We start from the raw sequence: 23,238 nt of genomic DNA, 5'->3' as shown, positions 1-23,238 counted from the left end.
TTATGGATAAAAGGAAGAAGAAATATCCGGGAAAAGATAAAGCAAATTCCAAGAGGTAGAGAGCGGCTTGTTTGGTTTCATGCAGCTTCTTTAGGAGAATTTGAACAAGGAAGGCCTGTTATGGAAGCTTTAAAACAGTCAGAACCCAATACCCGCATTTTATTGACATTCTTTTCTCCTTCCGGTTATGAAGTGCGGAAAAATTATGCGGGTGCCGATTATATTCTCTATCTCCCTGCAGATACACCCTCAAATGCGCGTTTTTTCATCCGTTATCTTAAACCTGATACGGCTTTATTTATTAAATACGAATTTTGGTACAATTATCTTTCTGAATTACATAAACAACACATTCCGACTTATTTATTTTCGGCAATTTTTAGGAAAGAACAGCCATTTTTCAAGAATTGGGGAGGCTTACACCGGAAAATGCTACATTTTTTTACCCGTATTTTTGTACAGGATGAAGAATCTGTGCGGCTGCTTTCGGGAATCGGTATCCGGAATGTACAATCAACAGGAGATACACGTTTCGACCGGGTAAAACAGATTGCAGAAAATGCCCGGGATATTGAAAGAGTCCAAAAATTTCTGAACGGCTCTCCGGCTGTAATATGCGGAAGTACCTGGCCGCCCGACGAAACATTGCTCTTAGATTACATCAACAGGTATACGGGTAATTATAAATGGATATTGGTCCCGCACGAAACAGGAGAAAATCATATCAAGACAATATTGGAAAAATGTCAAAAACGGATTTGCCGTTATACAGATGAAAAAGCAGTTACTTCAAATGCGGAAGTATTAATTATTGATTGTATAGGTCTCTTATCCTCTATCTACCGATATGGCAGGATTTCCTATATCGGAGGAGGTTTCGGAGTGGGTATACACAATACACTGGAAGCAGCTGTATATGGAATCCCGGTTATATTTGGCCCCAAATATCAAAAATTCAAAGAAGCCATCCGCCTCATTGAAACCGGAGGAGCTTTCAGTATACATACAAGCGAACAACTCCGCCAATTATTGGACCAGTTTATAAAAAATCCCCAGACCGCTGAAGCAGCAGGACAAAAGGCTTTGGAGTACGTAAACAGTCAATTAGGAGCTACCGGAATGATTATGCAATCTGTATTATCCAAAGAGTCCCGGACATAATAGCATTTAGGTGTAAGGTTGATCAGCAATCCTGCTGTTCGGACTAAAACAGAACCATGGGGTATTCTATTCCCTCAGTTAAAGAAATGTCAGCTAATTCTGTCAGAAAGTCTTCCTCAAAAGGACTCCGGACTATTTCAGGTTCGGATCAATTTTCTACAAATTCCTAAAATCATAAGGAGGATTGAATATCCCTTTCTCCGTAATAATAGCCGTAATCAGCCGATGATCTGTCACATCAAAAGCCGGATTATACACCTTTATATTTTGAGGAGCCATTCTCTTCGTATACCATTTTTCCGTAACTTCTTCCGATGGACGTTCTTCTATGACAATAGCATCCTGATCCGGACAATCCGGATCGATTGTCGCAATCGGTCCTAAAACATAAAACGGGATACGGTAATAACTTGCCAGAATAGCTACTCCCGAAGTCCCGATTTTATTTGCTGTATCTCCATTGGCAGCAATCCGGTCACATCCTACCAGCACCGCCTGTACTTTGCCTTCAGCCATCAGACGGGAAGCCATATTATCACAGATTAAAGTCACATCTACCCCTGCCTTTTGTAATTCGTAGGCTGTCAAACGGGCTCCCTGTAACAAAGGACGGGTTTCATCCGCATATACAGCAAAACCATAGTCCTTTTCCTGACCCAAATAAATGGGAGCCAAAGCTGTTCCATATTCTGATACGGCTAAATGTCCTGCATTACAATGCGTCAATATACCCATTCCCGGTCGCAATAAACTCAAGCCCAATTCTCCTATACGACGGCAAGCAACGGCATCTGCCTCCCGTATGGCTTCCGCTTCCTCCCAAAGTTTTTGTTTTATTTTTTCTACCGGCTCTTGCCGATAGGCTAAAGTACATTTTTCCAGTCTCTCTAACGCAGCGAACAAATTTACAGCCGTTGGACGAGAACTGGCCAGATAATTTTTTAACATTGTAAACTGCCGGAAAAAAGTTCCGAAATCTTCGGTTTGAATTCTTCCAGCACATAAAGCCAATCCATAAGCAGCAGCTATCCCGATAGCAGGAGCCCCTCTTACCTTCAGTAAGTAAATAGCTTCCCATATCTCTTCCGGCGACCGCAATTCCAAATAAACTTCCTTGCCTGGTAATTGTGTCTGATCGATAATGATCAATACCTTCCGCTTATAATCTCCCTTTACCGTTACCAGATCAAAAATGGTATTCATGATTCAAATTTTTTCCGAAGAGCCGACAGTTCAAGCCGCTGCTCCGGTGTAAAAGAAATAGCCGTATCCTTCCGGCAGGCAACCAAATGCATAATCTGACAATATGTTTCCAAATTCTCCATCTTCCAGTAAGCTTCCTCTACATTAGTTCCCCAGGTAATAGCCCCATGTCCTTGCATTAAAAGTGCATTCCGCCCGGCAGATAATTCTTCAATATACTCCACAATCAAAGGGGAACCGGGAAGAGCAAAAGGAACCATACCGATATCCCCCAAGAAAATCTCAGCTTCTGCCATAGTTCCTAAGGGCGGTAATTGCCCACAAAGGGCATAGGAAGTAGAATAAGGCGGATGAGCATGTACGCAAGCTTTTGCCTTGCTATTCTTGCGCATTACAGCCAGATGCGTTTTTATCTCACTGGTAATCCGACGCTTACCCGCAATTTGTTTTCCTGACGGATCAACCATACACAGATCCTGAGGCTGCATACTTCCCTTTGACATATAGGTCGGCGTACAAAGAATATATTCATCACTTAAACGAACACTGATATTTCCTCCATTTCCATCTACATATCCCCTCTTCCACATCCTTCTTCCCAAATCACACACTAATCGTTTCAGCCGTTCCGTTTCCTCTGTATAGAATATATCGACATGAACAAATTTTTCCATTTCTCTTTTACTCTTCCTTTTTATACGTAATTTGATTAAAATGAAGTTATAGAAAATACCTATACTTACAGAAAAGCGGAGTATTTAATCTCCTTATATCCTCTTTGTATAGAAAAGACTAAAAGATTTCTTTCCTGGATTATAAAGAAGCGTTTTTTAGAGCAAATACCCCCATTTGTCACGGATTAATAAAGGTTTATCTATACAGAACACGTAATACTCTTTTCAGCCTAATATCCTTTATTAAAAAAACTTTTCGGACAACTGATAAAGTATGAACACATTATTTTAACCAGGATCTCAAAGTTTCCATAATATCCTGCCTGGTAATTTCTTCAAAATGTTTAATACGACAAGAATGATCCATATCTGCTTTAACATATTTCCGGCACTTACTGTTTTCTTTCAGATCCACAGCCGTAGCTCCCCAAGGGTCTAAGCCTCCGTAAATAAACAACATTTTTTCGGCATCGGTCTGAAGCCAACGATTGATATCTTCCATCTGCTGTTCATTAAAAGGCTTTTGTTCCACTCCACGGGGCATTGTAAAAGCAAAGGTAATATTTTCTTTATCCGGCAAATATTTCTTAAAAGGTTTCACTTTATAATCATACATTCCGATTTCTGTCAATGCTGCATAAAAAAAAGGCTGCTGTTCAATAATATGCTTATCTTCGAAAAAAGAAGGTCCGGAAACTTCCATCAGCTGATTATACAGGGCCTCTATTCCGTCTTCTGCTAAAGGAATATCGGAACATTTATGCCCCCATTGCCAGAAAGCAAACGGATACTCCAGTATCATCAATTGTACAGCCCTTCTGATCCCCCCCACTATTTCAAATGTATAGTTCTTTTCCTGGGCATACTCTTCTACCAAAGGTATCAAACTGTCAATTTTCTGAAAACATACAACCTGAAAATCTTTTATATCCCAATGGCAAGTATTCCGCTCATCATTCCCGAATAAAAATTTTCCAACCCCCACTTTTGAAGTACCTGCCTTATCCAAAAATTTAGCAAGCCGGGGATCTACATATTTTAAATTTAACGGGGCTACATAAGGTACACTGACATCCACATCCTCAGGATAAAAATAACGATGAAAAATCGTCGTCTGTCCCCCTTTACTTATACCCGTTGAAATCCATTTTACTTCCGGATAAATATTCTCCTTAATGGCCTGAATAACTTCATGCTGGTCAGCAGCAGCCTGCTTTATTGTCAGGTACTCCCAGGGAATTCCTCCTTCAGGCACACTGTGATCAAAAAAACGATGCTCTATCGTCAATTGGTTTCCATTCAATAGTTGGGCCAACTCTCCTGCCTCCGGCGACCAGATATTATATCCCTCTAATTCAACAATTACAGGAGCTTTTGCTCTGTTTTTATGTCCCAACAAAACCTTTTGCTTAAATTTTCCAACTTCCGGACGGGTATGGTCTATAGGTTGTTCATACCAAAATTCATAATATTCATCAAAAGAATCAATATCCATCTTTTTAATGTCACTGATTTCTTTGATTTGTTGTAATTTTTCCAAGATACCACTTTGGCCCCAAGCAATAAGGGAACCTAAAAACAAGAATAATAAACTGATAAAAACTTTTTTCATCATCTCTGTAAATTTTAAAGACGCAAGATATAAAATATAATCAGAATATAAGTGAGGTTTATAAAGTTTATCACATTACGACATTTGTTTTCAACATCAACACTATGCTGTTTAAGTCCGTGACACTAAATTCTTTTGCAGGGGAATCCGGACCGGATTCCCCTGTACTTTCAACTGTTGAGAGCAAGAGAGTCCGGACGTCTTAGCCTTCCTGATCATTTGGTAAAATCATTTTATAAACGGATATTTGTACAGCCAAATAAATAAATCCTTAAAAGGCTGACAGGATTGAACAGCCTTATTTTATGAAACAGGAATCTGTTGTATGAAATACTTTAAACGTCTTAAAGATCATTATACAGCCATTATCCGATTAGGCATTCCCATTGTAATCGGTCAACTGGGTATTGTCATCGTAGGACTGGCTGATAATATTATGGTAGGACATTACGCCACCTCCGACCTGGCAGCTGCATCCTTTGTAAACAGTGCTTTCAATATACCGATTTTATTCGGGCTTGGATTTTCCTACGGACTGACCCCCCTGGTGGGACAATTTTTCGGCCGGAAAGACAAATTTAAAATCGGACAGCTATTACGGAACAGTTTGCTGGTAAACGGTTGTATGGGTGTCTTACTCACTTTGCTGATGTGGATTTTTTACCTGAACATTGAAAAAATGGGCCAGCCGGCAGAACTTCTTCCCTTAATCCGTCCTTATTTTCTTTTGCACCTGGCTTCCCTGATTTTTGTTATGTTATTCAATTCCTTTAAGCAATTCTCCGACGGGATCACCGATACCCGGACTCCTATGTATATTATGATATCTGCTAATATTTTAAATATTGCCGGTAATTACATCCTTATCTACGGAAAATTAGGAGTAAATCCAATGGGAGTTGTCGGTGCAGGCATCTCTACTTTATTATCCCGAATACTCATGTTTTTCGCCTTTGCTTTTCTCTTTTACCGTCATCTCTCCTATCGTCCTTATCTCGTAGGTTATAAACGCAGTCGCTACAACCGTTCTGATATTATTTCTTTAAACAGGATGGGATGGATGATCGGACTTCAGATGGGACTTGAAAATGGTCTTTTCAGTGTTACAGGCATCATGATCGGCTGGCTGGGCAGCATTGCACTGGCAGCTCACCAGGTTGTCGTGGCTATTTCTACTTTAGGTTTTATGATTTACTATGGAGTTGGAGCCGCTATTTCGGTCCGGGTAAGCAACTTTTTCGGAAGAGGGGACATCCGAAATGTCCGTGCAACGACAACTGCAGGTTATCATATTATCCTTTGTTTAGCCTTTCTCGCTTCCTGCTTATTCCTGTTCTCCCGTAATACTATCGGCTATCTTTTCACCGATTCAGCAGAAGTTTTACAAGTGGTATCCGTACTTATGTTCCTGCTTTTAGCTTTTCAATTCGGTGACTCTTTACAAATTACATACGCAAATGCTTTAAGAGGTATGGGAGATGTTGTTTCTATGGCTATCATTTCTTTCATCGGCTATTTCCTCATTGCATTGCCCGTCTGTTATATATGCGGATTTGTTCTCCAATGGGGCATTACCGGCGTATGGTTAGGCTATCCGGTGGGTCTGACGCTGACCGGACTGATGCTCTGCGCCCGTTTTTATTATATGACCCGGAAAGCAAATAAAAGACAATGAAGTTAAGGGAGACCGTCACACCTGAATCCAAATCCTATAAATCTCCCTCAAAAGCATAGTGAACTATAATAGTCCAACAGAACGAACGGGTCCCCGGAAAAAATACTGCAAAATTCTGCCGGTTTGTTATGACTTATTCCATATAATCAAAACAACAGACATTTCTTCCGCCGGCAGATCTATGCCAGGAATATATTGAAATTATATATTCTCAAGGTTTCAATTTCAATAGAGAATGAATTTTTTGATAACCCTTTGCCCTGTCTTGAAATAAAACAGTATGAAATCCTAAAGCGGATGCGGTTTCTATGTTTGCTTTCAGATCATCTATAAAAAGAGATTCCTCTGCCCGGAGACCATAAGTATCCAGTAAAGTATGATATATAGCTTCATCCGGTTTTACTTGTTTTACTAAACCTGAAATAATCTGTCCGTCAAAGTACTGAAATACCTTTCTCCTTTTTAAATAATCGTAAAATTCCACCGACATATTGGATAAACAATACAATTTATATTGCAAATTGGCCAGATGTTCAATCAAAGCTACCGTTTCCGGAATATCTGTTAAAGAATGCTTTATAAATTCCACGAGCTCCCGGCACTGTGTTTCAGAATAACCGGAAAAAGCAGACATTTGAAGAATAATTTGTTCTTCAGTCACCATACCCCGATCAAATTCTATCCAATAATCCTGAAAAAAATGGTTTTGAAAAAGTTTCTGCGGTAAATTTAAATCTCCTTGAAATTCCTTTTCTATCTTCTTCGGACTCCAGTCTAAAACAACTCCTCCCAAATCAAAAATTATATTTTTCATCCCATTAAAAATTTAAAACATCTGCATGCATAACCCTATACTCGTTTGCAAAAGTAATAGAATCCCTTTGATTATTTCTTTTTATATTCCAAATATTTAAACAAAACCTCCCCTTTATAAGCCTTCCCATTTATACATTATACGCTCTTCGCAGCACTTTGAATACGTATAAAAACGTATTTGTTAATCATTTTTTAAAATGCATTTTTGTAAAATGGAATAAAGCGAAGTTTGAACAATTGTAACAGATTGTTTTTCAGAAAATTATATTTTTATTCAGCCGTAGGGGAACAAATTAAAAACCATTCCCGCAAGAAGAAGAGAATATAAATTGAATCGTTTTAGCCAACAGGAAGTAGGAATAGGTAAAATTCCAAGGGATAGTACATTTTTACTGAAGAACAAAAAAGGATAAAATAAAAGAAAGTTTGAATAACTCCCTAACAGGTAAATTTAAACAGCAGGATTTAAAATTGAGATTTATGAGAAATTATTTTGTATCGTTTTGCATATTGATTGGCCTATGTTTAAGTATAAGTTCATGTGGTTCCAAAACAAGTAAAAAGGGAGGTTTACAGGGAGAAATCACGCTCTCAGGCGCCTTTGCCTTATATCCTTTAGTTGTTAAATGGGCGGAAGAATTCAAAAAAATAAACCCCGATGTCAGAATTGATATTTCCGCCGGAGGCGCAGGGAAAGGAATGACCGACGCTCTGGCTAAAGTAGTTGATTTAGGTATGGTTTCCAGAGAAATATACCCTCCGGAACTGGAAAAGGGAGCTATCGGCTTTGCCGTAGCAAAAGATGCTGTCATCCCGACCATCAACGAAAAGAACCCGGCATTGGAGGTCCTTTTAAAGACGGGCCTTACCCGGGAATCTGCTGAAAAATTATGGATCACAAATGAATATACAACCTGGGAACAACTAAGCGGTACGCCGGGCGAAACCCCTGTACACGTCTACACCCGTTCCGATGCCTGCGGAGCAGCTGAAACCTGGGCCTTATGGATGAATAAAAAACAAGAAGACCTGAACGGAACAGCCGTATTCGGTGACCCGGGCGTAGCGATGGCCGTACAGAAAGATATTTTAGGAATCGGATTAAATAACATTTCTTACGCCTATGACGAAAAAACCCGTAAACCCAATCCGGGAATACTGGTTTTACCTATAGATGTAAACGGGAACGGTAAAATCGATCCGGAAGAATTATTCTATGACACCAAAGATCAGTTAATCCAGGCCATTGCCGGAGACCGTTACCCCTCCCCGCCTGCCAGGGACCTCTATCTGGTTTCCAACGGAGTACCCACGAAACCTGAAGTCGTAGCCTTTTTAAAATTCATACTGACAGAAGGACAGAAATATAATGTTCCTGCAGGTTATATCGGGCTCTCAACCGAAAAATTGGAGAAAGGCTTATCTTTATTAAAGCAATAAACAATTCCCCCAGGAATGAATATTCGGATTCTGAAAGATAAAACAGCTAGCGGGTTCATGTTTTTCCTGACCGTCATCTCCTTACTACTTGTATTTGTAATGGGGATCGGTTTGTATTTAAAATCAGCTCCGGTTTTCGAAGAACATACGCTGAAAGAGTTGTTGTTCTCTGCCAACTGGAAACCGATGAAAGGACAATTCGGCTTTTTACCTTTCATTATGGGAACGGTCTGGGTAACGGGAATCGCCGTTGCAATGGCATTACCTTTTGCTCTCCTCACAGCTGTATTTCTTACCGAATATGCTAAATCTTACATACGAAAATATGTTTTTCCCGCCTTGGACATCCTGGCTGCTTTGCCTTCAGTCATATACGGAGTTTGGGGCACATTGCTGATTGTACCCTGGATTTCCAATAAATTGGCACCTCATTTTGTCGATTTTTCTACGGGTTATACGGTATTAGCCGGCGGAATCGTACTGGGAATAATGATTTTACCTTTGCTCGTCAGCCTTTTTATTGAAATTTTTTCTTCCGTTCCGGCAGAATTCAGGGAAGCTTCTCTTTCCTTAGGCGCAACAAAATGGCAAACGACAAAATTTGTCGTGATCCGTAAAACCTTACCGGGAATTCTGGCAGCGGTAGTGCTGGCGATCTCCCGGGCTTTAGGTGAAACAATAGCTGTTTTAATGGTATGCGGTAATTTACCGGAAGTTCCCCGTTCTTTATTGGACAGTTGCTATCCCATTCCGGCATTGATTGCAAATAATTATGGGGAAATGCTCTCGCTTCCCCTCTATGAAGCTGCATTGATGTTCGCCGCATTGATTTTATTTGTAGTCGTTTTGTTTTTCAATGTAATCTCCAGAGTTATCTTATATCGCTTGGAAAAAACGTTTAATTGATAAAGATGAAATTTTTTGAAGAAAAGATTTTTAGATTCTTGATGATCGTAGCTACTTTGGTCGTTTTCGGATTCGTAATCAGCATTATATGGACAATCGCTTCCAAAGGATGGGGAGCGATGAACTGGGATATGATCACGAAATTACCCGGTGGAGGTTTTTATATCGGAAAGGAAGGAGGTTTTCTGAATGCAATTGTCGGTTCTTTATACATTGTCGGCGCTTCGACAATATTAGGCCTGCTCATCAGTATCCCCGTTGTATTTTATTTAAACGTTTATCTAACCAAAAAATCTAAATTCGCTTATATTGCCCGCCTGGCCTATGACATCCTCTTCGGTATCCCTTCTATTGTATACGGGGCTTTTGGGTTTACGATCATGATCTACCTGGGATTGCGTACTTCCCTGGCAGGAGGTATTATTGTCATTACCTTACTCATTGTCCCTATTTTTATCCGTTCCATGGATGAAATTGCCCGTGAATTTCCCCGGGATATCCTGGATACGACTTATTCCCTGGGAGCAACCCGATACGAATCCATGAGGGTGGTTCTCCGGCAAATTGCTCCCGGTATTGCAACGGCCACCCTGCTTTCCGTAGGACGTGCCATAGGAGATGCAGCGGCTGTTATGTTTACTGCCGGCTATACTGACAGTATTCCGACTTCTCTTTCCCAACCCGCAGCAACTTTACCCTTAGCTGTCTTCTTTCAATTGAGTAGCCCGGTTAAGGAAGTCCAAGACAGGGCTTATGCCGCAGCACTGGTCCTCACCCTGATTGTACTACTACTCAGTATAGGAGGACGCTTTATTACAAACCGTTTTTCAAAAAATAAACTGCAATGAAAAATTTTTTATCTGCTTTAAATACGTCTTCAGAATTACGGATAGAAAAATCAGAAGAAAAAACACCAGGCCGGAAAATAAAATTGTTCCGCCCCGATTACAAATTTATCCGCCCCGAAGGAGATTCAGAAATAGCAGTAGAAAATCTGAATATTTATATCAAAAATCAACATATTCTAAAAAATATTAACGTCCGTATTCCGGATAAAAAAATCACCTGTATTATCGGTCCCTCCGGATGCGGGAAATCGACTTTACTGAAAACGTTCAACCGATTAATCGACAATGTAGAAGGAGTCCGGATTGAAGGGAAAGTACTGGTAAACGGAGAAGATATCATTAGCAGCGGAACAGATATTACTTCATTCCGACGGAAAATGGGACTGATCTCCCAACGCCCCTGCCCGCTTCCCATGTCTATTTACGACAATATCGCCTACGGCTGCCGTATTCACGGCATTCGTAACCGGCGGAAACTCAATTTGATCGTAGAACATTACCTCTGTGCCGCCGGTTTATGGGAAGAAGTGAAAGACCGGTTGCACACACCGGCAGTCCGACTTTCCATCGGCCAGCAGCAACGCCTCTGCCTGGCCCGAAGTCTGGCTGTAGAACCCCAATTTATTTTAGCCGATGAAGCGACCAGCGCCCTGGACCCTCTCTCCAGTAAAACGATAGAGGAGCTTTTTGTAAAATTAAAACAAAACTATTCGATCATCCTCGTTACACATACGCTCCGACAGGCCCTCCGTATTGCCGACTATGTCGTCTTTATGTATCTGGGAGATATTATCGAAGCCGGTGAAGCGGAACAGGTGTTCAACCATCCCCAGCATGAATTAACTAAAAATTACCTTAGCGGAGCATTTAGTTAAATCAGATTGATAGATCCTCTGTTTCCTTACAATGAAACAGAGCTGTTCAAAAGAATTTTTCAAAGAGAAAAATAAGAAAATGGAAAAACAAAAATTTATAGCTTCTTTAAATGAACGATTCGCAACAGCAAAGCCGGAAGAATTATTGCAATTCCTGATAAATTTTTACAATGACAAAATTGCTTTGGCTTCCAGCCTTGGTCCGGAAGATCAAGTCCTTACAGCAATGCTGGCGGATATAACTCCCCAAGCTAAAATATTCACCCTGGATACCGGGCGTTTATTTCCGGAAACACTTCGTTTACTGGATAGAACGAACAAAAAATACCCGATTCATATACAAGTCTATTTCCCGGATTATAAGCGTATCCAGGAAATGGTCAATCGTGACGGTATTAATGCCTTTTACGATAGTATAGAAAAACGGCAACTCTGTTGTAAAATCAGGAAATTGGAGCCTCTCAAAAGAGCTTTTCAGGGACTGGAAGCCTGGATTTGCGGCCTTAGGAAAGAACAGTCTGTTACCCGCCATAATCTACAGTTGGCAGAATGGGATGAAGTGAACGGGCTGATTAAATTCAATCCCTTAATTAATTGGACTGAACAACAGGTATGGGACTATATCCACCAATACCAAATTCCTTATAACCGCTTACACGAGCAAGGTTATCCGAGCATTGGCTGTGAACCCTGTACCCGGGCCATAGAACCCGGAGAAGACATACGGGCAGGCAGATGGTGGTGGGAATCTCCTGACCATAAAGAATGCGGCCTCCATAAACGCTGGTAACCATTTTTACACATTAGGGACGTGCCCTAATGTGTAAAAATCCTGTTTATTTTGCAAAAGTTTCACCGGATTCTCCAAAACAGCTTTCGTATTTTGTCCCCCTGACCCCCAAAATACTCACCAAAGTCATGTTGCCCGGCTAAACCAAGCAGTCCGTTTCATCTTTCCCCGGCAAGGTTTTCTAATTAGTCCGTAAAATTTACAATCCCAAGTAATTTTATATAAGAAAGTAAACTTATTTTTTCCGTTTATTTTTAGATAAAAAATAAGTCCAAGGCGATTAAATTATCAGTAGCAAAAAATTGAACATCTCGCATTTTGTAAAAAATACGATTGAAAACCTAAGTTTATAAATCACTGAAAAGGATAAAACTTTAAAAAGCTTTGAAAAATAATTGTAATAAGGGTTTAAGAGAATTTTTACACATTAGGGCACGTCCCTAATGTGTAAAAAAAAGCAACTGCAGGAGAACAGTTGCTTAAAAGTTGTACTCAGAGCGGGAATCGAACCCGCACGTCTGTTGAGGACACTGGATTTTGAGTCCAGCGCGTCTACCAATTCCGCCACCTGAGCAAAGAACTCGGCTGCAAAGGTAGATATTTTTGGAATAATTGCAAATCCTCTCTGAATTTTTTTAATTTATTTCCCTAGAATGTATCTTTTCAAGCCTATCATTCGTATCATACTTGTTCTTAATGTTCAATACTCATGTTCAAAAATAATTCCCCGGAGGATTTTACCGACGGGGATTATTTTTTAGTTATCAGAATTCTGATTGAGGAAAGGTGCAAACGGATTATTCCAACATTTTTCTTTTGTTTCCTGTTTCAGCTTATCAGTATCGAACAATTTGCTTTTCAGCTTTATATTGTTTTTTTAATGACTATATTTTAATATTTTTGCTAAAAGAATAAAAACATATTATCCTTATGGATATTTAAATCGACGAGATGCAGATACGGTTGCTTTTTAATTAATTAAATATGAATTTTGTTTCCCTTTCCTTTTTACCAGCCATTATTTTTCTATTGCTGTACCTGCCTACATCTGCTCAGCCGAAAGGGACATTAAAGGGACGCATTTACGATTTAAAAAATAATACCGGTATCCCTTTTGCTACTGTTCAGGTATTTTCTTCCACTTTAGGTTCTGCTACAGATACAAGTGGTTATTTTAAAATTGACAGTATTCCTCCCGGTTATATCCGTTTAGAAATAAGTTGTATAGGGTATAAACCGGTTTTATCGGAGGAATATATGGTTAATACGGCTTTTGAAAGGAATGTTGAAATTGGCCTGGAAGGTCTATCGGTAGCACTTGAGCAAGTCACGGTAAAAGCCAGTCCTTACCGGAAATCAGCCGAATCCCCTTTATCCGTACAACGAATTGGTATAGCTGAAATCGAAAAAAATCCGGGTGGGAACCGGGACATATCTAAAGTGCTTCAATCAATGCCCGGTGTACTTTCTTCCCCTGCTTTCCGAAATGATTTTATTGTCCGGGGAGGAGGTCCTTCAGAAAACCGGTTTTATCTGGACGGAGTAGAATTACCGACTCTCAACCATTTTGCCACACAAGGAGCTTCCGGTGGAGTGGTAAGTATAATAAACATCGATTTTGTCAAAGAGGTTAATTTTTACGCCGGAGCCTTTCCGGCCTCCAGGGGAAATTTACTCAGTTCACTGCTCGATTTTCAGCAAACGGCAGGCAATCCAGACCGAATCAAGGTAAGAGCCACTCTCGGAGCTACAGATTATGGTTTGTCGTTAGACGGACCTCTCAGCTCTTCTACCACTTTTTTATTATCTGCACGCCGGAGCTATCTGAAAATGCTTTTTAGTTTTATCGGTCTCCCTTTTTTACCTGTATACAATGACCTTCAATTTAAAACCACGACCCGGTTTAATCAAAAAAACGAACTTATCATATTGGGCATAGGAGGCTATGACATAAACCGGCTCAATAAAAAAATCAGCAATCCTGATGATAATCAAGCTTATATACTGGACTGGCTGCCCGAAAGCCGTCAATGGAGTTATACGCTGGGGGCCATTTATAAACACTACGGTAACGACTGGCAAAACCGATGGGTTATCAGCCGCAGTGAATTAAAGAACTTAGTAGAGAAATACAGCTTTAACGATAAAAATTTGCCCAAACTGATTCACTACGATTCCAAAGAAGCAGAAAACAAATTTCGTTTTGAACACAAACGGCAATTATCTCACCGGATTCACTTATCGACAGGTGCCGGGATCGAATATGCAACTTACCGGAATTCTACCTTCCGCACTTTTTACTATCAGGGACAATCTCAAAATATAGACTATAACCGTCAATTAAAATTGTGGAAATGGTCTTTTTTCGGCCAGATTGTAAAAACATTTGGGGAAGAAAAGTTTACAATATCCCTGGGAGTCAGAGGAGATGCCACCAATTATGCAACATCTACCCGAAATATATTCCGTCAAATCTCTCCCCGTTTTTCAATATCCTACGCTTTAAATCCTCATTGGTTTCTCCATCTCAATACAGGGAGATATTATCAATTACCCTCCTATACAACATTGGGATATGCTGACGAACAAGGCAATCTCATCAACAAAAGCCTTCAATTAGGCTATATCGGATGTAATCACTACGTAGCCGGCATAGAATTCCGTCCCTCTCCCCTCACCCGGATTACTTTAGAAGGATTTTACAAAACTTACGATCATTATCCGGTTTCTCTCCTCGACTCCATTTGCCTGGCCAACAAGGGAACAGATTACGTAGCAGTTGGAGACGAACCCGTGAAGCCTGTTGGAGAAGGAAGGAGTTATGGAATAGAATGTATGGTCCGTACCCAAGAATTTTACGGTTTTATTGCTTCCGCCGCCTACACATTTTACTACAGCGAGTTTAAAAAATTAAACCACAATATAAAATCCACTTCAACCTACCTTCCCAGTAATTGGGATAACCGTCAACTATTTACATTGACGGCTACCCGTAAATTCAAACGGAACTGGGATATCGGTCTGAAATGGCGTTACGTAGGAAGAGCACCTTACACTCCCTGGGATATAGAAACGACATCTTCAATACCGGCTTGGGATGCCAAACGACAGCCTTATTCCGATTACAGCCGTTATAATTCCGGAAGATTGCCTGCTTTCCATCAATTGGATATTCGGGCAGATAAAAGTTTCTTTTTCCGGAAATGGTCGTTTATTCTCTATGCGGACATTCAAAACATTTATAATTATAAATCTCAGGGGCCCCCGTATCTTGTGCCAGAAAAAGATGGGGAGGGGAACTACATCAAAGATCCTGAACGGGAAGGCTATTACCGGATGCGCTATATAAAAAATAAAATTGGAGGAACGGTTTTGCCTTCAGTAGGGATTATCATTGATTTTTAGGAAACAAACACCGTCTCTTTCTGATATACTCAAACATTCACAACGCTTCGTTGTGATGTTGAAGATTAATTTTTAATTTTACAACGGAATATAAACCTATCAATTCACCTAAACAAATTGTGGATTTTTTGCATGAACTAAATGATAATCAAAGGGAAGCTGTCCTCCATACGGAAGGACCGGCTTTAGTCATTGCCGGTGCGGGTTCCGGTAAAACCCGTGTATTGACTTACCGGATTGCCAATCTTCTGAGTAAAGGAGTATCCGCTTATCATATCTTAGCTTTGACTTTCACAAACAAAGCAGCCCGGGAAATGCAAAAACGAATCTCTCAATTAGTAGGGACTGAAAATGCCTCCAATCTCTGGATGGGTACTTTTCACTCTATCTTTTCAAAGATACTCCGTTTTGAAGCAGATAAATTAGGTTATACTTCCAATTTCACCATATATGATACCCAGGATTCTAAAAACCTGATTAAAGCAATTGTCAAAGACCTCAAACTGGACGACAAAATTTACAAGCCTAATGATGTATTGGGAAGAATTTCTATGGCCAAAAACAACCTCATCGTCGCCCAGGCTTACGCACAGTCTTCACGCATTACCAGCGCAGATGCGGCAGCCCGCAAACCCATGATTGCAGAAATCTACAAACATTACCAAATGCGGTGTAAGCAAAGTGATACAATGGATTTTGACGATTTATTATTACAGACCAATATTTTATTCCGCGATTTTCCGGATATACTGGCCAAATATCAACAAAAATTCCGTTATATACTCGTTGACGAGTATCAGGACACCAATTATTCCCAATATCTCATCATCAAAAAACTCTCTGAAAGTCATCAGAATATTTGTGTCGTGGGAGATGATGCCCAGAGTATTTATTCATTCCGCGGTGCCCGTATCGAAAATATATTAAATTTCCGAAACGACTATCCGGATTTCAAAATATTCAAACTGGAACAAAATTACCGTTCTACAACAACAATTGTCAACGCAGCAAATAGCATTATCAGTAAAAACAAAGAGCAAATCCCGAAACGTATTTTTTCCGAAAACGAAGAAGGGGAAAAGATAAAAGTACTCCGGGCACTCTCCGATAAAGAAGAAGGTTTTCAGGTCACCAACGAAATATTCAAAATGGCAAACTACGAGCAACAAGAATACAGTGACTTCGCCATTCTCTACCGGACAAATGCCCAATCGCGTATTTTGGAAGAAGCTTTGAGGAAACGTAATATCCCTTACAAAATATACGGAGGGCAATCCTTTTATCAACGTAAAGAAATTAAAGATTTATTAGCTTATTTTCGTCTGTCGGTTAATCAGAACGACGAAGAAGCTTTAAAACGAATTATTAATTACCCCCGCCGAGGAATAGGGGATACGACCATCGATAAAATCCGGGAAATTGCGCAGCAATACCAGGTGAGCATGTGGACGGTACTATGTAACCTGAAAAAAGTGGAAGGTTCATTTAATGGCTCCACTATTACAAAACTAAACAATTTCCGGCTTTTAATTGAAAAATTTGCCGAAAGAGCCCAGGCAGAAAATGCTTATGATGTCGCTTATAACATTGTTCAAAGTTCAGGCATTACAGACGATCTTTCGAACGATAGTACTCCGGAAGGTATTTCAAGAAAAGAAAATATCCAGGAACTCTTAAATGCGATCAAAGACTTTAGCGAAACAGCTTATAAAGAAGGTTTCAGTGACAAACTAGCTACTTTTATGGAAGGGGTTGCTTTATTAACAGATCAGGATACAGAAAAACCGGAAGACAGCAATAAGGTCACCTTAATGACAATCCATGCAGCAAAAGGATTGGAATTTCCCAATGTATTTATTACAGGAATCGAAGAAGAACTTTTCCCTTCTCAGCAATGTGTAAGCAATCCACAGGCTTTAGAAGAAGAAAGGCGGCTTTTTTATGTGGCTTTGACCCGGGCAGAAAAAAAAGTAGTGATGTCATACGCCACCACCCGTTACCGTAACGGGCAGATTATTTCGACCCGGCCCTCCCGGTTTATTTCAGAAATTGATCCTCACTTCCTGGATGGTTTTATGGCTCCCCGCCCGGAAACGTCCCCGTTCAATTTCAGGTCAATTCCGACCTCCCGGAAAGCTGCTCCTGAAACTTTAGCTCCTGCAGTAAAAACCCCTCTTCCGGATATAGACCCGTCTAAACTCAAACCTATTGAACCGAATTCCGTAATACCAGGTATGATCCTTTTTCATCCTGCTTTCGGAACAGGAAAAGTACTCTCTCTGGAAGGTCTCGGAGTGAATAAAAAAGCAAAAATGTTCTTTAAGAAAGAAGGGACTAAAACATTGTTGTTAAAATTTGCAAAATTATTTATACAAGAGGAGTAATTATTACCGAAAAATAAGTAAAAAAATTTATCTTTGTCGCACAATCCTGATAAAGATGCTCTCCGGCAAATATGACGAAACTTTCCCGGAGTTTTTCCGAAAAAAACACAAAAAACGATAATGAGGCCCAAATATCTTCTATACAATTAAATTGAGTGGCTTTTTAATGATCCTTAAGAATGGAATATAATACCCAAAAGAAAAAATTACTTCTTCCGGAATACGGTAGAAACATACAAAAAATGGTCGACCATATCAGAACCATCCAAGACAGAGAAGAACGGAACAGGGCTGCCCGAACAGTCATCGACGTAATGGGCAATCTTTATCCCCATTTACGGGATGTACCAGACTTCCGGCATAAATTATGGGATCATCTGGCGATTATGTCAGAATTCCAATTAGATATAGATACTCCTTATCCCTTACCGTCTCTGGAAAAAATCAACGAAAAACCGGAAAAATTAAAGTACAATACCAATCATATCAAATTCAGGCATTACGGAAAACTCGTTGAAAAATTAATTGAAAAAATAAAAGAAACAGAAGATCCCGAACAAAAAAGAGCTTTAATCGTACTGACTGCCAATCACATGAAAAAATCATTCCTTACCTGGAATAAAGATAGTGTAGAAGATGAACAAATTTATGACGATATAAACACTTATTACGGAAGCACGGTAATCTTACCCGAAGGCATGACTCTCTCTCATTCTAAAGATTTACTTCAAAAGAAAAGCAAACCCAGTTCCAATAAACCCATGCCAAATAAAAACAATAATTCTAAAAATAACAAGAGAGAGAACAATAATTCGAACAATAATAACTACCAATACCACAAAAAACAGTATTAAACGGGTGAAAATAAAACCAATGCCTCTCTCCCTCTATGGAAATCACTGTTATTTTCGGAAGTAATACCGGTAATAAAAGACAATTTATTGAAGAAGCGGTATGCCATTTAATGAAAGCAGCAGGTCCGGTAGTAAAGGCATCTTCTTATTATGAAACAGAACCTTGGGGATTTGAGTGTGAAGACGCTTTTTACAACCGCGTTGTCATCTTCAACAGCCGTCTGAAACCAGAATCTTTTCTTGCCAAAGCTTTAGAGATCGAAAAACAATTAGGACGAATCCGGCATGCTGGAAATCGCTATGAATCCCGGCCCATAGATATCGATATCTTATTCTGCGAATCTCTTCTTATCCATACGGCAGAACTTATTGTACCTCATCCCCGCATAGCCGAGCGGAATTTTGTCCTTGTCCCCCTCAATGAACTCATGCCCGATTTTGAACATCCGCAACTTCATCAAAAAATCTCCGTACTATTGACTCAATGTCCGGATAAGTTATCTGTAAAAAAAGTAAAAATATAGAAAAGGGAAAATGTTTAAACATTACATATATCTCTTTATGTCCGCTCCGATTGCATTCAGTTTTGCATCAATATTTTCGTATCCCCGGTCAATCTGATCTATATTGTGAATAGAGCTGATTCCTTTGGCCGAAAGGGCTGCAATCAGCAGCGCAATTCCGGCCCGGATATCCGGGGAAGTCATTTTAGTTGCCCGCAACTGGGATTCGTGATTCTGACCAATCACAGTAGCCCGGTGAGGATCGCACAAAATAATTTTAGCGCCCATATCTATCAGTTTGTCGACAAAAAATAAACGGCTTTCAAACATTTTCTGATGGATTAATACGCTCCCTTTTGCCTGAGTAGCGACTACTAAAAACACGCTCAATAAATCGGGAGTCAGACCTGGCCAGGGAGCATCCGCCACAGTAAGAATGGAACCGTCGATAAAATCTTCAATCATATAGTGTTCCTGACGGGGAATATAAAGATCGTCATCCCGTTCTTCCACCCGAACGCCTAATTTCCGGAAAGCATCGGGAATAATACCTAACTGACGAATATTGACATCTTTGATTGTTATTTCAGAACGGGTCATAGCTGCCAACCCGATATAACTCCCGACTTCTATCATGTCGGGCAAACAACGATGCCGGCAGCCGTGTAATTCTTTTACTCCCTCAATTGTCAGTAAATTAGAAGCAATCCCAGAAATTTTAGCGCCCATTGAATTCAGCATCCGGCAGAGTTGCTGAACATAAGGCTCGCAAGCTGCATTATAAATAGTTGTAACGCCTTCCGCCAAAACAGCAGCCATGATAATATTAGCCGTACCCGTAACGGAAGCCTCATCCAGCAGCATATAACTGCCTTTCAACTTATTTACGGAAGCTTTAAAACAGCTATTCACGGCATCGTATTCAAAAGTAGCTCCCAACCGTTCAAAACCCAGGAAATGGGTATCCAGACGGCGACGGCCAATTTTATCCCCACCCGGCTTAGGAATCACTCCGCTTCCGTGTATAGCCAGTAATGGCCCTAAAATCATAATCGACCCCCTTAAACTGATTGCCTTATTATAAAAATCTTCCGTTTCAAAATAACGGAAATCTATATCAGAAGCACAAAAGGCAAATTCCCCGTGAGCCAGCCGCTCGACTTTAACGCCCATTCCCTGCAGCAATTCAATCAGCTTTAATACATCCAATATTTCCGGTACATTCGTAATAATCACTTCTTCCTTTGTCAGCAAAGCCGCACAAATAACCTGTAATGCCTCATTTTTGGCTCCTTGCGGACAAAGCTCCCCTTTTAATCTTTTACCTCCGGTAATAACAAATCGGCTCATTCTTCAAAATATTTATCAAATCTCTGATTCATACAATACAAATATTCAATTGATCCAAAGTTCGAATAAGCAATCGTTCAATAATTTAACCTGAAAGAAGGGAATTATCTGAACCTGGATACCTGAATATTCCATTCTTGTGCGTTGGTAAAGCTATTAAAAAAACGAAGTAAAAACAAAAATACTTTCTTGTAATATTGTGTTAAAAGAATTATATGGCTACTTTTGCAAATAATGTGTTATGATTCCGTTCTTTAAACAAATAAATGTTCTGTACAGATCAAACATTATAACCGTATAAAACGAACAAGTCTATATTCGAATAATATCAATAAAATAAATCTTTATGAAAAGCTTTTTAAAATATACTCTCGCAACCATTGTCGGAGTGATTATTGTAAACATTGTCCTTCTGCTGATCGGCTTCGGAATCATCAGCACCCTTTCCAAATTAGGCGAACAGGCTGTTGATGTCAAGGAGAACAGTATTCTCCGTATCCAATTGAATAATGAAATTCCCGACAGGAGTTCAAACGATCCTTTCAGTAATTTCAATTTATTATCGTTAAAACCGGGCCTATCGTTAGGGTTAAATGATATTTTAAAAAATATAGAAAAAGCCAGTCAGGATTCCCGTATCAAAGGAATTTACCTTGACCTGGGAGATATTCAGAGTAACTTCGGAGGTCTGGCTACTACGGAAGAGATCCGTCAGGCTTTGAAAAATTTCAAAAAAAGCGGGAAATTTATTTACAGCTATGCCAATATGGGATATTCCCAAAAGAGTTATTATCTGGCTACGGTTGCCGACAGTATTTTCGTAAACCCGGAAACACCTTTGATGTTGATGGGTATGGGTGGCACCAGCTTTTTTTACAAAGATATGCTGGACAAAATCGGTATCAAAGTAGACATTGTAAAAGTAGGAAAATATAAATCAGCAGTAGAACCGTTCACCCAAACTGAGATGAGCGATGCAAACCGGGAACAGATCGAAGTATACCTCCGTTCCCTATGGGGAACCATTCTGGAAGGCATATCCGACACCCGTTCTGTTTCTATCGACTCTTTAAATTTCCTGGCAAATCATTTAGAATTTCGTTCCCCGGCGGAAGAAAAAGCTTACGGCCTTTTCGACGAAGTTCTTTACGAAGATCAGGTACTCTCCTTATTGAAAGACAGATGCGGAATAAAAGAAACAGGTAAACTGAATTTTGTAAAACTTTCAGACTACCGGAAGGCCAGTTCCAGTCCTACAAAATTCGTTAAAGATAAGATTGCCATCGTATATGCCAGCGGAATGATCGGATTTGAACAGACGGAAAAATCCATCGGTCCCGAACTCGCGGAGACCATACGGAAAGCCCGGGAAGATCAAACGATTAAAGCAATTGTCTTGCGGGTGAACTCTCCCGGAGGAAGTGCTTTAACTTCCGACATAATCTGGCGGGAAGTTTCCTTGGCAACCAAAGAGAAACCTGTTATCGTTTCCATGGGAAATGTTGCGGCCTCCGGGGGATATTATATTTCTTGTGCGGCCGATACCATTGTCGCTGACCCGACAACGCTCACCGGTTCTATCGGAATTTACGGTCAATTTTTTTCCGGAGAAAAACTCATTAAAGATAAAATCGGGATTACCAGTAGTGTTGTCAAAACCAATGAACACAGTGATTTCGGCGGAGGTTATCCTCTCCCTTTACCGATCAGTAACCGTCCTTTGACAGCTTACGAAAAAAATGTCATGCAAAAATACATCGAAAAAGGATATGAGACTTTTCTGAGCCGGGTAGCTCAGGGCAGACATATGAGCCGGGATGAAGTACACGAAATAGCCCAGGGACGGGTTTGGACAGGAAAAGATGCCCTGAAAGTAGGATTGGTAGATGTTTTGGGAGGTATGGAGGACGCTTTACAAATTGCAGCCCGAAAAGCAGGATTAGACAATTACAGAATTGTCGAATATCCTACTGAGAAAGATTTTTTCCAGGAATTCTTGAATAGCTTCTCTACCTCCATAAAAACAAATATACTCAAAAATGAGTTAGGAAGTTATTATGAAACATTCCGGCAATTGCAAAATACATTGATTACACCGGAAGGGTTAACTGCCAGAATACCTTATGACATCAATATAAACTAGATACCGGCAGGTAGGTAAACCGTATGCGATGATTTTTATAAAAATTATATTATCACCGTTAAGTCTTTTATACGGTATGGGAGTAGGAATACGGAATTTCCTATTTAACGCAGGGATATTAAAATCAAAAGAATTTAATATCCCGGTTATCTGTATCGGTAATATTACTGTAGGGGGTACCGGCAAAACCCCCCATACGGAATATCTTTTAGCAACGCTCCGGAACGATTTCCGCGTAGCTTGCCTCAGCCGGGGATATAAACGACAAACGTCTGGTTTTATATTGTCAACCCTACAGTCCACCGCCGAAGAAATCGGGGATGAACCTTTACAAATCAAACAAAAATTTCCTGAAATCATCGTAGCTGTGGACGAAAAACGGGTAAGGGGGATTGAAAAACTACTGGCCTTACCCGAAAGACCGGAAGTTATTATTTTGGACGATGCCTTCCAGCACCGTTATGTAAAAGCCGGGAAAAATATTGTGCTTGTAGATTATAACCGACCTGTATTTAAGGATTGCCTATTACCGTCAGGACGGCTGAGAGAAACCCCGAATGCCCTAAAAAGGGCAGATTATATTATTGTCAGTAAATGAC

At 40.1% G+C, this 23,238-nt stretch carries 17 protein-coding genes, 1 tRNA gene and 1 pseudogene; 13 read left to right on the top strand and 6 right to left on the bottom strand.

What is annotated here, in order from left to right; genetic code table 11:
• The coding region (locus Q0465_RS13120; RefSeq protein ID WP_298616817.1) for a glycosyltransferase N-terminal domain-containing protein at positions 1-1,161 on the top strand (1,161 nt) is incomplete at its 5' end.
• A 156-nt stretch (positions 1,162-1,317) separates the two neighbouring features.
• Here the strand turns inward: Q0465_RS13120 and mtnA are convergent.
• The 3 genes from mtnA to Q0465_RS13105 form a co-directional block, all read right to left on the bottom strand.
• Positions 1,318-2,364, bottom strand: coding sequence for an S-methyl-5-thioribose-1-phosphate isomerase (gene mtnA / locus Q0465_RS13115; protein ID WP_298616816.1), 1,047 nt, complete (start codon positions 2,362-2,364; stop codon positions 1,318-1,320).
• On the bottom strand, positions 2,361-3,038 hold the full coding sequence (locus Q0465_RS13110) for a class II aldolase/adducin family protein (protein ID WP_298616815.1): 678 nt from the start codon (positions 3,036-3,038) through the stop codon (positions 2,361-2,363). The genes mtnA and Q0465_RS13110 overlap by 4 nt, the downstream gene beginning before the upstream one ends.
• Before the next feature lie 283 nt (positions 3,039-3,321).
• Positions 3,322-4,653 carry a S28 family serine protease gene (locus Q0465_RS13105; RefSeq protein WP_298616814.1) on the bottom strand — a complete coding sequence of 444 codons (1,332 nt, stop codon included), beginning with the start codon at positions 4,651-4,653 and terminating at the stop codon, positions 3,322-3,324.
• 322 nt (positions 4,654-4,975) lie between these two features.
• Between Q0465_RS13105 and Q0465_RS13100 the strand changes: the two genes are divergently transcribed.
• Positions 4,976-6,325: an MATE family efflux transporter gene (locus Q0465_RS13100; protein ID WP_298616813.1), complete on the top strand. Its 1,350-nt coding sequence runs from the start codon at positions 4,976-4,978 to the stop codon at positions 6,323-6,325.
• Between the two features lie 211 nt (positions 6,326-6,536).
• Here the strand turns inward: Q0465_RS13100 and Q0465_RS13095 are convergent, their stop codons facing one another.
• Positions 6,537-7,139 (bottom strand): HAD family phosphatase, encoded by a 603-nt coding sequence (locus Q0465_RS13095; RefSeq protein ID WP_298616812.1) that lies wholly within the window; start codon positions 7,137-7,139, stop codon positions 6,537-6,539.
• Between the two features lie 482 nt (positions 7,140-7,621).
• On the opposite strand from Q0465_RS13095, the gene Q0465_RS13090 reads away from it, so the two are divergent.
• The 5 genes from Q0465_RS13090 (at position 7,622) to Q0465_RS13070 (ending at position 12,000) form a co-directional block, all read left to right on the top strand.
• A complete protein-coding gene (locus tag Q0465_RS13090; RefSeq protein ID WP_298616811.1) occupies positions 7,622-8,581 on the top strand; it encodes a substrate-binding domain-containing protein in 960 nt (319 codons plus the stop codon).
• A gap of 15 nt (positions 8,582-8,596) precedes the next feature.
• A complete protein-coding gene (pstC, locus tag Q0465_RS13085) occupies positions 8,597-9,487 on the top strand; it encodes a phosphate ABC transporter permease subunit PstC (protein WP_298616810.1) in 891 nt (296 codons plus the stop codon).
• 5 nt (positions 9,488-9,492) lie between these two features.
• The gene (locus Q0465_RS13080) at positions 9,493-10,335 is read left to right on the top strand and encodes a PstA family ABC transporter permease (RefSeq protein ID WP_298616809.1); all 843 of its coding nucleotides are present in this window, start codon (positions 9,493-9,495) and stop codon (positions 10,333-10,335) included.
• A complete protein-coding gene (locus tag Q0465_RS13075) occupies positions 10,332-11,210 on the top strand; it encodes a phosphate ABC transporter ATP-binding protein (protein WP_298616808.1) in 879 nt (292 codons plus the stop codon). Before Q0465_RS13080 ends, Q0465_RS13075 begins: the two co-directional genes overlap by 4 nt.
• A gap of 79 nt (positions 11,211-11,289) precedes the next feature.
• The gene (locus Q0465_RS13070) at positions 11,290-12,000 is read left to right on the top strand and encodes a phosphoadenylyl-sulfate reductase (RefSeq protein WP_298616807.1); all 711 of its coding nucleotides are present in this window, start codon (positions 11,290-11,292) and stop codon (positions 11,998-12,000) included.
• A gap of 489 nt (positions 12,001-12,489) precedes the next feature.
• On the opposite strand, the gene Q0465_RS13065 is transcribed toward Q0465_RS13070, so the two are convergent.
• A tRNA-Leu gene (locus tag Q0465_RS13065) sits at positions 12,490-12,574 on the bottom strand.
• 410 nt (positions 12,575-12,984) lie between these two features.
• Here Q0465_RS13065 and Q0465_RS13060 point away from each other — a divergent pair.
• The 4 genes from Q0465_RS13060 (at position 12,985) to folK (ending at position 19,167) form a co-directional block, all read left to right on the top strand.
• Complete coding sequence (locus Q0465_RS13060) at positions 12,985-15,405, top strand: TonB-dependent receptor (protein WP_298616806.1); 2,421 nt, start codon at positions 12,985-12,987, stop codon at positions 15,403-15,405.
• A gap of 116 nt (positions 15,406-15,521) precedes the next feature.
• Positions 15,522-17,789, top strand: a complete 2,268-nt coding sequence (locus Q0465_RS13055; protein WP_298616818.1) for an ATP-dependent helicase — start codon at positions 15,522-15,524, stop codon at positions 17,787-17,789.
• 179 nt (positions 17,790-17,968) lie between these two features.
• A complete protein-coding gene (locus tag Q0465_RS13050; protein ID WP_298616805.1) occupies positions 17,969-18,643 on the top strand; it encodes a DUF4290 domain-containing protein in 675 nt (224 codons plus the stop codon).
• Positions 18,644-18,678: 35 nt separating this feature from the next.
• Positions 18,679-19,167: a 2-amino-4-hydroxy-6-hydroxymethyldihydropteridine diphosphokinase gene (folK, locus tag Q0465_RS13045; RefSeq protein WP_298616804.1), complete on the top strand. Its 489-nt coding sequence runs from the start codon at positions 18,679-18,681 to the stop codon at positions 19,165-19,167.
• A gap of 21 nt (positions 19,168-19,188) precedes the next feature.
• Here the strand turns inward: folK and murA are convergent, their stop codons facing one another.
• Positions 19,189-20,496, bottom strand: coding sequence for a UDP-N-acetylglucosamine 1-carboxyvinyltransferase (gene murA, locus Q0465_RS13040; RefSeq protein WP_298616803.1), 1,308 nt, complete (start codon positions 20,494-20,496; stop codon positions 19,189-19,191).
• Between the two features lie 346 nt (positions 20,497-20,842).
• Between murA and sppA the strand changes: the two genes are divergently transcribed.
• The gene (gene sppA, locus Q0465_RS13035) at positions 20,843-22,639 is read left to right on the top strand and encodes a signal peptide peptidase SppA (protein WP_298616802.1); all 1,797 of its coding nucleotides are present in this window, start codon (positions 20,843-20,845) and stop codon (positions 22,637-22,639) included.
• A 28-nt stretch (positions 22,640-22,667) separates the two neighbouring features.
• Positions 22,668-23,234, top strand: a pseudogene (gene lpxK / locus Q0465_RS13030) (tetraacyldisaccharide 4'-kinase); the annotation flags it as partial.
• Positions 23,235-23,238 lie beyond the last annotated feature (4 nt).

It is taken from the genome of uncultured Odoribacter sp., from assembly GCF_937966165.1.
In the GTDB taxonomy this organism is placed as follows: Bacteria; Bacteroidota; Bacteroidia; order Bacteroidales; family Marinifilaceae; genus Culturomica.
The sequence above is the reverse complement of the archived record's forward strand: the minus strand, read 5'-3'. Positions and strand labels throughout refer to the sequence as shown.

Excerpts from the sequence above, each read along its gene's own strand:
- mtnA (WP_298616816.1), bottom strand. The coding sequence starts at position 2,364 with ATGAATACCATTTTTGATCTGGTAACGGTAAAGGGAGATTATAAGCGG.
- Q0465_RS13110 (WP_298616815.1), bottom strand. The coding sequence starts at position 3,038 with ATGGAAAAATTTGTTCATGTCGATATATTCTATACAGAGGAAACGGAA.
- Q0465_RS13105 (WP_298616814.1), bottom strand. The coding sequence starts at position 4,653 with ATGATGAAAAAAGTTTTTATCAGTTTATTATTCTTGTTTTTAGGTTCC.
- Q0465_RS13100 (WP_298616813.1), top strand. The coding sequence starts at position 4,976 with ATGAAATACTTTAAACGTCTTAAAGATCATTATACAGCCATTATCCGA.
- Q0465_RS13095 (WP_298616812.1), bottom strand. The coding sequence starts at position 7,139 with ATGAAAAATATAATTTTTGATTTGGGAGGAGTTGTTTTAGACTGGAGT.
- Q0465_RS13090 (WP_298616811.1), top strand. The coding sequence starts at position 7,622 with ATGAGAAATTATTTTGTATCGTTTTGCATATTGATTGGCCTATGTTTA.
- pstC (WP_298616810.1), top strand. The coding sequence starts at position 8,597 with ATGAATATTCGGATTCTGAAAGATAAAACAGCTAGCGGGTTCATGTTT.
- Q0465_RS13080 (WP_298616809.1), top strand. The coding sequence starts at position 9,493 with ATGAAATTTTTTGAAGAAAAGATTTTTAGATTCTTGATGATCGTAGCT.
- Q0465_RS13075 (WP_298616808.1), top strand. The coding sequence starts at position 10,332 with ATGAAAAATTTTTTATCTGCTTTAAATACGTCTTCAGAATTACGGATA.
- Q0465_RS13070 (WP_298616807.1), top strand. The coding sequence starts at position 11,290 with ATGGAAAAACAAAAATTTATAGCTTCTTTAAATGAACGATTCGCAACA.
- Q0465_RS13060 (WP_298616806.1), top strand. The coding sequence starts at position 12,985 with ATGAATTTTGTTTCCCTTTCCTTTTTACCAGCCATTATTTTTCTATTG.
- Q0465_RS13050 (WP_298616805.1), top strand. The coding sequence starts at position 17,969 with ATGGAATATAATACCCAAAAGAAAAAATTACTTCTTCCGGAATACGGT.
- folK (WP_298616804.1), top strand. The coding sequence starts at position 18,679 with ATGGAAATCACTGTTATTTTCGGAAGTAATACCGGTAATAAAAGACAA.
- murA (WP_298616803.1), bottom strand. The coding sequence starts at position 20,496 with ATGAGCCGATTTGTTATTACCGGAGGTAAAAGATTAAAAGGGGAGCTT.
- sppA (WP_298616802.1), top strand. The coding sequence starts at position 20,843 with ATGAAAAGCTTTTTAAAATATACTCTCGCAACCATTGTCGGAGTGATT.